Origin of the sequence: Streptomyces sp. LX-29, from assembly GCF_029541745.1 — a bacterium.
Lineage (GTDB): Bacteria > Actinomycetota > Actinomycetes > Streptomycetales > Streptomycetaceae > Streptomyces.
On record NZ_CP089746.1, the window covers coordinates 5,109,768 to 5,122,049 of the forward strand.

The 12,282-nt window shown below is 74.3% G+C and carries 9 protein-coding genes and 1 pseudogene; 5 read left to right on the forward strand and 5 right to left on the reverse strand.

The annotated features are described in order from the left end of the window. Positions 1–5: 5 nt before the first annotated feature. On the reverse strand, positions 6–911 hold the full coding sequence (locus LRS74_RS22055) for a LysR family transcriptional regulator (protein ID WP_277742622.1): 906 nt from the start codon (positions 909–911) through the stop codon (positions 6–8). A gap of 93 nt (positions 912–1,004) precedes the next feature. Here LRS74_RS22055 and LRS74_RS22060 point away from each other — a divergent pair. Then, a pseudogene (locus LRS74_RS22060) lies at positions 1,005–1,832 on the forward strand (EamA family transporter); the annotation flags it as partial. A gap of 34 nt (positions 1,833–1,866) precedes the next feature. Here LRS74_RS22060 and LRS74_RS22065 read toward each other — a convergent pair. From LRS74_RS22065 to LRS74_RS22075, 3 genes are all read right to left on the reverse strand, one after another. Next, entirely contained in the window at positions 1,867–2,697 is an 831-nt protein-coding gene (locus tag LRS74_RS22065; RefSeq protein WP_277742623.1) for a sugar phosphate isomerase/epimerase family protein, read from the reverse strand. A gap of 200 nt (positions 2,698–2,897) precedes the next feature. Then, on the reverse strand, positions 2,898–3,842 hold the full coding sequence (locus LRS74_RS22070; protein ID WP_277742624.1) for a helix-turn-helix domain-containing GNAT family N-acetyltransferase: 945 nt from the start codon (positions 3,840–3,842) through the stop codon (positions 2,898–2,900). Between the two features lie 146 nt (positions 3,843–3,988). Next, positions 3,989–5,083 (reverse strand): LacI family DNA-binding transcriptional regulator, encoded by a 1,095-nt coding sequence (locus tag LRS74_RS22075; RefSeq protein ID WP_277742625.1) that lies wholly within the window; start codon positions 5,081–5,083, stop codon positions 3,989–3,991. Positions 5,084–5,406: 323 nt separating this feature from the next. On the opposite strand from LRS74_RS22075, the gene LRS74_RS22080 reads away from it, so the two are divergent. From LRS74_RS22080 to LRS74_RS22090, 3 genes are read left to right on the forward strand one after another with little or no spacing between them, the layout of a single operon-like run. Then, the gene (locus LRS74_RS22080) at positions 5,407–6,573 is read left to right on the forward strand and encodes a Gfo/Idh/MocA family oxidoreductase (RefSeq protein ID WP_277744874.1); all 1,167 of its coding nucleotides are present in this window, start codon (positions 5,407–5,409) and stop codon (positions 6,571–6,573) included. Continuing rightward, positions 6,570–7,727 (forward strand): dihydrodipicolinate synthase family protein, encoded by a 1,158-nt coding sequence (locus tag LRS74_RS22085; protein WP_277742626.1) that lies wholly within the window; start codon positions 6,570–6,572, stop codon positions 7,725–7,727. Before LRS74_RS22080 ends, LRS74_RS22085 begins: the two co-directional genes overlap by 4 nt. After that, positions 7,724–8,554 carry a sugar phosphate isomerase/epimerase family protein gene (locus LRS74_RS22090; RefSeq protein WP_277742627.1) on the forward strand — a complete coding sequence of 277 codons (831 nt, stop codon included), beginning with the start codon at positions 7,724–7,726 and terminating at the stop codon, positions 8,552–8,554. Before LRS74_RS22085 ends, LRS74_RS22090 begins: the two co-directional genes overlap by 4 nt. A gap of 344 nt (positions 8,555–8,898) precedes the next feature. On the opposite strand, the gene LRS74_RS22095 is transcribed toward LRS74_RS22090, so the two are convergent. Then, positions 8,899–9,807 carry a ribokinase gene (locus LRS74_RS22095; RefSeq protein WP_277742628.1) on the reverse strand — a complete coding sequence of 303 codons (909 nt, stop codon included), beginning with the start codon at positions 9,805–9,807 and terminating at the stop codon, positions 8,899–8,901. Positions 9,808–9,966: 159 nt separating this feature from the next. On the opposite strand from LRS74_RS22095, the gene LRS74_RS22100 reads away from it, so the two are divergent. Then, complete coding sequence (locus LRS74_RS22100) at positions 9,967–12,198, forward strand: ATP-dependent RecD-like DNA helicase (RefSeq protein ID WP_277742629.1); 2,232 nt, start codon at positions 9,967–9,969, stop codon at positions 12,196–12,198. Positions 12,199–12,282 lie beyond the last annotated feature (84 nt).

Consider the following 12,282-nt stretch of genomic DNA (forward strand, 5'->3'; position numbering starts at 1 on the left):
CCCGTTCAGCCCGCCCGCGGCTCCCAGTGCTCCCGTAGCAGTCGGACCGTTTCGGTGATGGCGGGGCGGCGGGCGGCGCCGGGGCGCCAGAGGGCGTACAGCCGGCGGATCGGGGTGGGGCGGAGCGGGATGGCGATGACGCCGTCCGGGAGCGGGCCGCGGCCGAGGGCGGGGACCAGGGCGACGCCCAGCCCGGCGGCGACCAGGGCGATCTGCGAGTGGTACTCGGCGACCTGGTAGGCCAGGTCGGGCTCGTGGCCGGTGGCGCGCAGGGTGCGGACCAGCCAGTCGTGGCAGACCGTTCCCGGTGGCTGGCAGATCCAGCGGAGGCCCACCAGCTCCTCCCGGCGCAGGGTTGTGCGGTCGGCCAGCGGGTGCCGCGCCGGGACCAGGACGTCCGAGGGGTCGTCGCCGATCACCGCCTGTCGGACGCCGTCGGGGGCCGGGCGGGGCGCGATGTCCCAGTCGTGGGCGACGGCCAGGTCGATCACCCCTCGGGCCACCAGGTCGGGGGAGAGGTGCGGGTCGACCTCGACCAGGCGGACGTCCAAGGACGCGTGGCGGTCCTTCAGCTCGGCGAGGACCGTCGGCAGCAGACCGCGCGCCGCCGTGGCGAAGGCGCCGATCACCAGGCGGCCCGCGGGCTGGCCGCGGCGCTCCTCCAGGGCGGTCTCCGCCCGCTCGACCAGGGCCAGCAGCTCCTCGGCCGTATCCGCCAGCTGGCGCGCCGCGTCGGTCAGAGCCACCCCGCGGCCCTGTCGCTCCAGCAGCGTCGTACGGGTCTCCCGCTCCAGCTTGGCGATCTGCTGGGAGACCGCCGAGGGCGTGTAGCCGAGCGCGATGGCGGCCGCGCTGACGGAGCCGTGGACGCCGACGGCGTGCAGCGCCCGCAACCGCGACAGGTCAAGCATCGGTCCCCCAGGTGACTTTGAAGCGTCGCTTCATCCAACCATGAAGGGATCCGCGCTGGTGCTTCACGGTCCGCAGCCGGGAAGCTCGAGGTCATGCGTCCCGCCCACATCGCCCTCGCGGTCGGCACCGCCGCCGTCTGGGGGCTGAACTTCGTCGTCATCGAGGTCGGCCTCGACCACTTCCCGCCGCTGCTCTTCTGCGCGCTGCGCTTCCTGGCGGCCGCCTTCCCCGCCGTCCTGCTCGTCGGGCCGCCCCCGGTCGGCTGGCGGTGGATCGTGGCGGTGGGACTGGCGCTCGGTGTGGCCAAGTTCGGCCTGCTCTTCATCGGCATGCACCAGGGCATGCCCGCCGGGCTGGCCTCCCTGGTCCTCCAGATCCAGGCGGTGTTCACCGTACTGATCGCCGCCGCCGTGCTCGGCGAACGCCCCGGCCGGACCCGACTGCTGGGCATGGCCGTCGCGGCCGCCGGCATCGTCGTGGCCGCCGTCGACGGGGGCACCTCCGGGCCCGTGCTCGGCTTCGCCCTCACCATCGCCGCCGCGCTGTGCTGGGGCGTCTCCAACGTGGTCACCCGCCGTGCCGCGCCGCCCGACGCGCTGCGCTTCATGGTCTGGGTGAGCCTGGTGCCGATCCTGCCGTTGCTGGCCCTCTCACTGCTGTTCGAGGGCTGGTCCGCGGACCGCGAGGCGCTCGCCTCCCTCGACTGGGGCGGCGCCGGCGCGATCCTCTACGTCGCCTGGGGCGCGACCGTGCTGGGCTTCGGAGCCTGGGGCTTCCTGCTGCGCACCTACGACGCCTCCGCGGTGGCCCCGTTCTCGCTGCTGGTGCCGGTCTTCGGGATGTCCTCCGCAGCGCTGCTGCTGGACGAGCGCGTCAGCCCGCTGCGCTGGCTGGCCGCCGCGTTGCTGGTCGCCGGGGTCGCGTTGACCACCCTGACCGGTGTCGGGGCCCGGCTCAGGGCGCGGCGCCCGGCAGCCGCCGGAGCCACTCCCGCGCCGCGCCCAGCAGCCCCGCCAGCTCCGGGACACGCGGGTACCAGCGCTTCTCGTACTCCCAGCACAGCCAGCCGTCCCAGCCCGCGCGGCTGAGCAGCCCCAGGCACTCGGTCAGCGGGAGCACTCCGGCGCCCAGCGGCAAGGGGGTGGTGTCGTCCGCCGAGGCGACGTCCTTGAGTTGCACATAGGCCAGGTGGGGGGCGAGGGCCGCATAGGAGTCGGTCGGCTCCTCGCCGCCCAGCCATGGGTGCAGCACATCCCAGATCGCGCCCACCGCGCCATGGCCGATCTCGTCGGGACCGACCACCCCGCCGTGCTCCACCCGGCCGAGCAGCCGCGCCACGGCCGCCCCGGTGCGATGCGAGTCATGGGTCTCCACCAGCAGCCGCACCCCCAGCTCGGCGGCGTATGGCGCGACGGCGGCCAGGCGGCGCACGGCGTCGGCGTCCGCCTCGTCCTCGGGGCGCTCCCCGGCGCCCGGGAAGACCCGGACGTGGCGGGCCCCCAGATCCCGGGCCAGGCCGAGGAGGGCGCGCAGCTCGGCGAGGACGGGTCCGTCGGAGCCGGGCGCGGCGACCCGCGCGTATCCGGCGACGGCGAGGACCTCCACCCCCGCCGCCCTGAACTCCTCGGCCGCCCGGCGTCGTTCGGCCGTGCCGAGCCCCGGGTGCACCGGCTCCTCCGGGTGGGCGCGCAGCTCCACGCCCTGGTAGCCGTGGTCGGCGGCGAGCGCGACCACCTCGGAGAGGGGCGCGCCGGGGACGCCCAGCGTCGAGAAGGCAAGCTTCATGACGATGACGCTAAGCGCTTCGCTGGCGGGTATGCCATCTGCGGGTGCGTCGTGGCTGGTCGCGCCCACGCGGCGGAGCCGCACATGTCACAGCCCCGCGCCCCTTTGGGGCGCTGCCGAACCGCACCGGACTTCGCCGAGCCCGCTGAGCGCCGCCCGCTGGACGGGCCGGGCTGCGCGCCCGTGGACCGTACGGGGCCTCAGGTCGTCAGCGCGAGGCGCCAGTCCTGGCCGACCAGGTCGACGCCGAAGCTGTGGTGGGGCCGCTCGGCGACCAGCTCGAAACCGACCCGCTCGTAGATCGTCCGCGCGGCGGAGAGCACGTCGTTGGTCCACAGCACGACCTCCCGGTAGCCCCTCTCGCGCGCGAAGTCCACGCACCGCCGTACCAGCAGCTCCCCGATGCCCTCGCCCCGCGCGTCCGGCTCGACCAGCAGCAGGCGCAGCCGCGCGGCCCGCGGATCGTCCGCGTCGCGCACGCAGAGCACGGAGCCCACCGGGCGGTCGGCGAGCTCCGCGATCCAGGCCCGTTCGCACGCCGGGTCGTGCCCGGCGGCGAAGTCGCCGACGATGCGGGCCACCAGGCCCTCGAACGCGGCGTCCCAGCCGAACTCACGGGCGTACAGCGCCCCGTGCCGCTGCACGATCCAGCCGTAATCGCCCGGTGCCGGCGGCCGCAGCCGCACCGGGGACGGCGGCCGCGGCTCCCCCAGGACGTCCGTCGCGATGCGCAGCGCGTCCCGCAACCTGCGCAGATCGGCCCAGCGCAGCCCGCGCAGCAGCAGGGCGACGGAGGCCCGTGAACGCTCCTCCAGCTCCGCGGCGACCGCCCGGCCGGCCGCGGTGAGCAGGACCTGCTGGTAGCGGGCGTCCATGTGGTGCCGCTCCCGGGTGATCAGACCCTGCTCCTCGAACCGGCCGAGGGTCCGGCTCAGATGCGCGGCGGTCAGCCCGAGGTCCTCGCGCAGCTGGGAGACATGGGTGCGCTCGCGCCGCGAGAGCTCGCAGAGGATCCGCGCCTCGCTGGGCGTGTAGGGCGTGTGCGGCCGGCCGGGATGGTCCAGGGACCCGGTGAGCCGGGTGTAGAGGCGTTGGAAGCGGCGCACCTCGTCCACGGTTGCGCGCAGGTCGTCCCCGTGCCCCATCGAGCTCCCCCTTCACGGAATCGCTTGACCCCATACTTGCTCCCGAACAACTGCCTGGGAAGGGGTGTGGACGACCGGAGGCGAGGACGGCGCGCCGCCGACAGGCCCGCGGGGCGCGGGTGGCCCCGGCGCGGGGGCCGCGGGGCTCAGGCCGCGGCGCCGGCGCGGGGCGGCGCGGTCGACGCGCGGGCCATCAGTTCGGCCCGTACCATCGCCACCCCGCCCGGCGGCTCCGGCTCGCGGCCCAGCGCCAGCCTGCCGGCCCGCGCCCCCGCGTCGTGCAGCGGCAGTCGCACGGTAGTGAGCGACGGCACGGCGTCCACGCTGAACGGCAGGTCGTCGAAGCCGGCGACCGAGACGTCGTGCGGGATCCGCAGCCCTTGGTCGCGCAGGGCCGCGCAGGCGCCGAGCGCGACGGTGTCGTTGGCGGCTATGACCGCGGTCAGCCGCGGTTCCCTGCGCAGCAGTTCGAGGGTGGCGTCATAGCCGCAGGAGCGGTCGTACGGGCCGTGGACGGTCAGTCGCTCGGCTCCGTCGGCGAGGCCCTGGCCGGCCAGCGCCTCCCGGTGCCCCTCCAGACGGTCCCGAGTGGTGCTGCGGTCGGCCGGGCCGGCGACATAGCCGATGCGGCGGTGGCCGAAGGCCAGCAGGTGCTCGGTCAGCCGGCGCGCGCCACCGCGGTTGTCGAAGGTCAGCGTGGTGGCGTCGGGGATCGGGGGACGTCCGCAGAGCACCACCCGGGTGCCGGCGGCGGCCAGCCGGGATGCCTTGGCCTCCACGGCGGCCGCGTGCTCGGGGTGCTCGATCGCGCCGCCGGTGAGGATGACGGCGGCCGCGCGCTGACGCTGGAGCAGGGTGAGATAGGTGAGTTCGCGCTCCGGCGAACCGCCGGTGTTGCAGATGACGGCCAGCTTCTCGCCACCGCGCCGCGGCTCCCCGCCACGGCCCGGTTCACGGCGGGCGCCCGGCTCGCCGGCACCGCCCATCTCCGACTGCACGGCACCGGCGATGATCCCGAAGAACGGGTCCGCGATGTCGTTGACGAGGACGCCGACCAGGTCAGAGGTGGCGGCCGCGAGAGCGCTTGCCGGGCCGTTGACCACGTACTCCAGCTCGTCGACCGCCCGCAGCACCCGGGCCCGGGTCGACTCGGCCACCGGGTAGTTGCCGCTCAGGACGCGGGAGACGGTCGCCGCCGAGACCCGCGCCCGCGCCGCCACATCAGCCAGCGTCACTGTCATGGCTTCCTCCGTATGTGAGCACCGTGTGCGCCCGGCGCGCGCCGGGCGCCCCAGGGTTGCCGCATGCTCCGCCCATGCTCTCACCGCACCGGTCCGGGGCGGTGAACCGGTGACCGTCAGGCGAGACGCCGGGACGGTACGACATGCAACGCCCGCCCGCCATACGGCTGATAAGCGACCGGCGCCCTTGTTGGCGGATGCAAAAGGCGACTAGCGTGAAAGGGAGGGAAAGCGCTTGCTACGACCGTCCGCGAGGCCCGGGCGGCGAGGGCGGGCGGGGCCGGCGCGTGGGCGGACCGAAGGAGACGGACCAGGTGACGAGCGTGTCCCGCAAGACCTTACGCATCGCCATGAACGGGGTGACCGGCCGCATGGGCCACCGTCAGCACCTCGTGCGCTCGCTGCTCGCCATCCGGGAGCAGGGCGGCGTCGACATCGGTGACGGCGGCACGCTGTGGCCGGAACCGGTGCTGGTGGGGCGGCGGGAGCACGCGCTGACCGCGCTGGCCGAGCGCCATGGACTGGACCCGGTCGGCGACGTCAGCACCGACCTCGACGCGGTGCTCGCCGACCCGTCCGTGGACATCTACTTCGACGCCCAGGCCACCACGGCCCGCGAGGGCGCCGTACGGAAGGCGATCGCGGCCGGCAAACACGTCTACACCGAGAAGCCCAGCGCCGGATCGCTGACCGGGGCGCTGGAGTTGGCCCGGCTCGCCGAGGCCGCCGGGGTGCGGCACGGAGTGGTCCAGGACAAGCTCTTCCTACCGGGCGTGCGCAAGCTCAAGCGGCTGATCGACGGCGGCTTCTTCGGCCAGATCCTTTCGGTGCGTGGCGAATTCGGGTACTGGGTCTTCGAGGGGGACTGGCAGCCGGCGCAGCGGCCGTCGTGGAACTACCGCGCGCAGGACGGCGGCAGCATCGCCGCCGACATGTTCCCCCACTGGGAGTACCTGCTGCGCGAGCTGTTCGGTCCGGTGCGGACCGTGCAGGCGCTGGTCACCACGCACATCCCACGCCGGTGGGACGAGCGGGGCAAGCCGTACGAGGCGACCGCCGACGACGCCGCGTACGGGATCTTCGAGCTCGACGGCGGGATCGTGGCGCAGGTCAACTCCTCCTGGGCGGTGCGGGTGCACCGCGACGAGCTGGTGGAGTTCCAGGTGGACGGCACCGAGGGCTCGGCCGTGGCGGGGCTGCGTGAATGCCATGTGCAGCACCGCGCCACCACGCCCAAGCCGGTCTGGAACCCCGACCAGCCGACGGCCGAACGGTTCCGCGAGCAGTGGCAGCGGGTCCCCGACAACGCGGGCGACGAGGCCGACAACGCCTTCAGGGCGCAGTGGGAGCTGTTCCTGCGCCATGTGGCCCTCGGCGAGCCCTGGCACTGGGACCTGCTGGCCGGAGCGCGCGGCGTCCAACTGGCCGAGCTGGGCCTGGCCTCCTCGGCCTCCGGGCGTCGGCTGGACGTGCCGGAGCTGACGCTGTGACGCTCCGGCTGCCGCGCGCGGGCGGCGCGCTGACCGCGTACCGGCCGCGCACCGAGCCGGTCTGGCATCCGCCTTCCGGTCGCCCGCCCGCTTCCCGCGCGGTCTTCGCGGCCGCACACGTGGTCGCGGACCCGTACGCGGATTCCGGCCCCGAGGGCCCGGCCGTCGTGGACTGGGACGCCACCCTCGCCTTCCGCCGCCATCTGTGGGCGCACGGGCTCGGGGTGGCCGAGGCGATGGACACCGCGCAGCGCGGCATGGGCCTGGACTGGGCCACCGCGGCGGAGCTGATCACCCGGTCGGCGGCGGAGGCCAAGGCGGCCGGCGGCCGGATCGTCTGCGGCGCGGGCACCGACCAGCTGACCGGGCCGGCCTCGCTCGCCGCCGTCCGCACCGCCTACGAGGAGCAGTTGGCGCTGGTGGAGGGGGCGGGCGTGCCCGCCGTCCTGCTGGCCTCGCGCGCGCTGGCCGCCGTCGCGCGCGGCCCCGAGGACTATCTGGAGGTGTACGGATCGCTGCTGCGGCAGGCCGCCGAGCCGGTCGTCCTGCACTGGTTGGGCGCGATGTTCGACCCGGGCCTGCGCGGCTACTGGGGCGCCGACCGCCCGGAGGAGGCGGCCGAGACCCTGCTCGCGCTCTGCCGCGCCCACCCGGACAAGGTCGACGGGGTCAAGGTCTCGCTGCTGGACGCGGGGCGGGAAGTCGAGCTGCGCCGCCGGCTGCCCGCCGGGGTGCGCTGCTACACGGGCGACGACTTCCACTACCCCGAGCTCATCGCCGGCGACGCCGACGGCTTCAGCGACGCGCTGCTCGGCGTCTTCGACCCGCTGGCCGCACCGGCCGCCGCCGCCCTGCGGCGGCTGGACGGCGGCGACGCCCGGGGCTTCCGGGCGCTGCTGGACCCGACCGTGGCGCTGTCCCGGCAGCTGTTCCGGGCGCCGACCCGCTACTACAAGACCGGCGTGGTCTTCCTGGCCTGGCTCGCCGGCCACCAGGACCACTTCACCCTGCTCGGCGGCCTCCAGTCGGCGCGCTCGCTGCCCCATCTGGCCCGGGTGTACGAACTCGCCGACGGGCTGGGGCTGTTCCCCGACCCGACGCTGACCACGGCCCGCATGCGCCACTTCCTCGCCGTCCACGGAGTGGCGCCGTGACCGACCTGGCCGGGTTCAGCCTGAACCAGCAGACCATCCGGCAGTGGTCGCTGCCGCGGCTCGTCGAGGGCTGCGCGCGGGCCGGCGTCACGGCGGTCGGGCTGTGGCGGGAGCCGGTGCGGGAGTACGGGGTGGCGGCCACGGCCGCGCTGGTGCGGGCCGCCGGGCTGACCGTGACCAGCCTCTGCCGGGGCGGCTTCCTCACCGCCGCCGACCCGGCCGGGCGGGCGGCCGCGCTCGCCGACAACCGCTCCGCCATCGACGAGGCGGCGACGCTCGGCACCCGCACCCTGGTGCTGGTCTGCGGTGGGCTGCCCGACGGCAGCCGCGACCTGGGCGCCGCCCGGGAGCGGATCGGCGAGGCGCTCGCCCACCTCGCCCCGTACGCCGCCGAGCGGTCCGTGCGGCTGGCCGTCGAACCGCTGCACCCGATGTACGCCGCCGACCGCTGTGTGGTCTCCACCCTCGCCCAGGCCCTGGACCTGGCGGAGCGCTTCCCCGCCGACCAGGTGGGGGTGGTGGTGGACACGTACCACCTGTGGTGGGACGACACCGTGGCCGGGCAGATCGCCCGGGCCGGCGCCGGCGGCCGGATCGCCGCCTTCCAACTGGCCGACTGGGTGACTCCGCTGCCCGAGGGGGTGCTGCTGGGCCGGGGCCAGCTCGGGGACGGCTCCGTCGACCTGCGCTGGTTCCGCGGGCGGGTGACGGACGCCGGCTACTCCGGCCCGGCCGAGGTGGAGATCTTCAACCCGGCGCTGTGGGCGCGCGACGGCGCCGAGGTGCTGGCGGAGACGATCGGGCGTTTCCGCGCGCACGTGCTGTGAGCGTCCGGCCCTGCCGCCCCGCCGCCCCGCCGCCCCGCCGTCTCGGTGCGCGGGCGCACGTTCGGCGCGCTTTTGTTCGCATCTCGTTCTTATGTCGGCCGGCGTGCGTGACGTTTCCCGCCAGCGATGCTGACTTCAGGTAACGGATCGATAACTCTGGGAAATCGTGCAACCCTTCAGGGCTGAGTGGGGTCGTAACTGTCGTGCGGCCGCCCGGGAGTCTGGGGGGATGGTCCGAGGGGCCGCGCATGGGGGGAGGGAAGGGGCCCGGTCCACGGACCGGGCCCCTGGAAACGTTCTCCGGTCAGAACGGCACCCGGCACCAGCTCCCGCACCGGACCGTTTCACAGGGCCGCCACCTGCTCCGCGGTGGGGAACGACTGCTGGGCACCGGGCCGGGTGACCGCCGCCGCGCCCACCCGCACGGCGAACCGCACCGCCGTCGCCAGGTCGTCGCCGACCCCCAGCCGCCAGCCGAGCGCCCCGGTGAACGCGTCGCCCGCGCCGGTGGTGTCCACCGCCGCCACCGGCACCCCGGGCACCCGGACCGCGCCCCGGTCGTCGGCGGCGAGCGCGCCGGCGGCGCCCAGCGTCACCACCACCGAACGCGGCCCACGGGAGCGCAGGGACGCCGCCCACGCCGCGGGGTCCTCGCTCCGCGCCGCCGGGTCGTCGCCCAGCAGGAACCGCGCCTCGTGCTCGTTGACCACCAGCGGGTCGCAGGCGGCGAGCACCTCGGCGGGCAGCGCGGCCGGCGGCGAGGGGTTGAGCACCACGCGGGTGTCCGGGCCCACCGCCGCCACCGCCGTGGCGACCGTCTCCAGCGGGATCTCCAGTTGGAGGGAGACCACGCGGGCCGCGGCCAGCAGCGGGGCGGCGGTGCGGACGTCCTCGGGGCTGAGCCTGGCGTTGGCGCCGGGGGAGACCACGATGCTGTTGTCACCCGAGGGGTCGACGGTGATCAGCGCGACCCCGGTGGGCGCGCCGCCGACCAGGACACCGGAGGTGTCCACGCCGGCCGCCCGCTGCACCTCCCGCAGCATCCGGCCGTGGTCGTCGTCGCCCACCCGCGCCAGCAGCGCGGTGCGGGCCCCCAGCCGGGCGGCGGCGACGGCCTGGTTGGCGCCCTTGCCGCCGGGGTGGACCGCCAGGTCGGAGCCGAGGACGGTCTCCCCGGCCGCGGGGCGGCGCTCGACCCCGACCACCAGGTCGGCGTTGGCGGACCCCACGACCACCAGGTCGTAGCGGTGCATGCGTCTGTCCTTTCATCGGCTGGCATGTCGACCCTATGAGGCCCCTCGCCGCCCTCACCGGCACCGGCGGCCGGCCGCCGAGGGTCACCGCCCCGCCCGTCGCCCCGGTTGTCCACAGGCCCCCGGGGCCCTGTCGCACCCGGGCGGTACCGTCGGTCCATGCTCAAACTCGCGGTCGTGGAAGGCGTTCTGGAGCGGCTGACGTATGTCAATGAGGAGACGGGCTACACGGTCGCACGGGTCGACACCGGCCGCGGCTCCGGTGACCTTCTCACCGTCGTCGGCTCGCTGCTCGGGGCGCAGCCGGGTGAGTCGCTGCGTCTGGAGGGTCGCTGGGGCTCACACCCGCAGTACGGCAAGCAGTTCACGGTGGAGAACTACACGACCGTGCTGCCCGCCACCGTCCAGGGCATCCGCCGCTATCTGGGCTCGGGGCTGATCAAGGGCATCGGGCCGCGGATCGCGGACCGGATCACCGAGCACTTCGGCGTGGACACCCTGGACGTGATCGAGAACGAGCCGAAGCGGCTGATCGAGGTGCCCGGCCTCGGCCCCAAGCGCACCAAGATGATCGGGGCGGCCTGGGAGGAGCAGAAGGCGATCAAGGAGGTGATGGTCTTCCTCCAGGGGGTGGGCGTCTCGACCTCCATCGCGGTGCGCATCTACAAGAAGTACGGAGACGCCTCGATCTCCGTCACCAGGAACGAGCCGTATCGGCTGGCGGCCGATGTCTGGGGCATCGGATTCCTGACGGCCGACAAGATCGCGCAATCGGTGGGCATCCCGCACGACAGCCCGGAGCGGGTCAAGGCCGGGCTGCAGTACGCGCTGTCGCAGTCGACCGACAACGGCCACTGCTATCTGCCGGAGGAGCGGCTGATCGCGGACGCGGTGAAGCTGCTCCAGGTGGACACCGGGCTGGTCATCGACTGTCTCGGCGAGCTGGCGGCGGACCCGGAGGGGGTGGTCCGGGAGTCCGTGCCCGGGGAGGACGGAGAGCCGGTCACCGCCGTCTATCTGATCCCCTTCCACCGCGCCGAGCTCTCCCTGGCGGCACAGCTGCTGCGGCTGCTGCGCTGCGAGGAGGACCGGATGCCCGCCTTCCAGGAGGTGGACTGGGAGACGGCGCTGGGCTGGCTGGCTCGGCGCACCGGCGCGGACCTCGCCCCCGAGCAGCGGGACGCGGTGCGGCTGGCGCTGACCCGGAAGGTGGCGGTGCTCACCGGCGGCCCGGGCTGCGGCAAGTCGTTCACCGTGCGGTCCGTGGTCGAGCTGGCCCGGGCCAAGAAGGCCAAGGTGGTCCTGGCGGCACCGACGGGCCGGGCCGCCAAGCGGCTCGCGGAGCTCACCGGGGCGGACGCCTCCACGGTCCACCGGCTGTTGGAGCTCAAGCCGGGCGGCGACGCGGCCTATGACCGGGACCGCCCGCTCGACGCCGATCTGGTGGTGGTGGACGAGGCCTCGATGCTGGATCTGCTGCTCGCCAACAAGCTGGTCAAGGCCGTTCCGCCGGGCGCGCACCTGCTGTTGGTGGGGGATGTGGACCAGCTGCCGTCGGTGGGGGCCGGCGAGGTGCTGCGGGACCTGCTGGCGGACGGCGGACCGGTGCCCGCGGTGCGGCTGACCCGCATCTTCCGGCAGGCCCAGCAGTCCGGGGTGGTGACCAACGCACACCGCATCAACTCCGGCGTGCCGCCCGTCACCCAGGGCATGACCGACTTCTTCCTCTTCGCCGAGGAGGATGCCGAGGCCGCCGCGCGGCTCACGGTGGATGTGGCGGCCCACCGCATCCCCGCGAAGTTCGGCCTCGATCCGCGCCGCGATGTGCAGGTGCTGGCCCCGATGCACCGCGGCCCGGCCGGTGCCGCGGCGCTCAACGGGCTGCTCCAACAGGCCGTCACCCCCGCCCGCCCCGACCTCCCCGAACGCCGCTTCGGCGGCCGGGTCTTCCGGGTGGGCGACAAGGTCACCCAGATTCGGAACAACTACGAAAAAGGGGAAAACGGCGTCTTCAACGGCACCGTCGGGGTGGTCACCTCGCTCAACGCCGAGGAGCAGCGGCTGACCGTCCGCACCGACGAGGACGAGGAGGTGCCCTACGACTTCGACGAGCTGGACGAGCTGGCCCACGCCTACGCCGTGACCATCCATCGCTCCCAGGGCAGCGAGTACCCGGCCGTGGTGATCCCGGTGACCACCAGCGCCTGGATGATGCTCCAGCGAAACCTGTTGTATACGGCGGTAACCCGGGCAAAGCGCCTCGTTGTGCTGGTCGGGTCTCGTCGGGCACTGGCTCAGGCGGTGCGTACAGTGTCCGCCGGTCGTCGCTGTACCGCGCTCGATCACCGAATCGGCGGCGCCATGCGTGTCGAGAGGGTTTCCGAACGGTGACGAAGGGGGCAGGATGGGCATCGAGGGAGGCACTCAGTGCCGCCGATAGGCCCTTTGGCCGACCCCGAGTGCACGTTCATCGTC

Coding starts and splice junctions, on each gene's coding strand:
- LRS74_RS22055 (WP_277742622.1), bottom strand. CDS start 911: ATGCTTGACCTGTCGCGGTTGCGGGCGCTGCACGCCGTCGGCGTCCAC.
- LRS74_RS22065 (WP_277742623.1), bottom strand. CDS start 2,697: ATGAAGCTTGCCTTCTCGACGCTGGGCGTCCCCGGCGCGCCCCTCTCC.
- LRS74_RS22070 (WP_277742624.1), bottom strand. CDS start 3,842: ATGGGGCACGGGGACGACCTGCGCGCAACCGTGGACGAGGTGCGCCGC.
- LRS74_RS22075 (WP_277742625.1), bottom strand. CDS start 5,083: ATGACAGTGACGCTGGCTGATGTGGCGGCGCGGGCGCGGGTCTCGGCG.
- LRS74_RS22095 (WP_277742628.1), bottom strand. CDS start 9,807: ATGCACCGCTACGACCTGGTGGTCGTGGGGTCCGCCAACGCCGACCTG.
- LRS74_RS22100 (WP_277742629.1), top strand. CDS start 9,967: ATGCTCAAACTCGCGGTCGTGGAAGGCGTTCTGGAGCGGCTGACGTAT.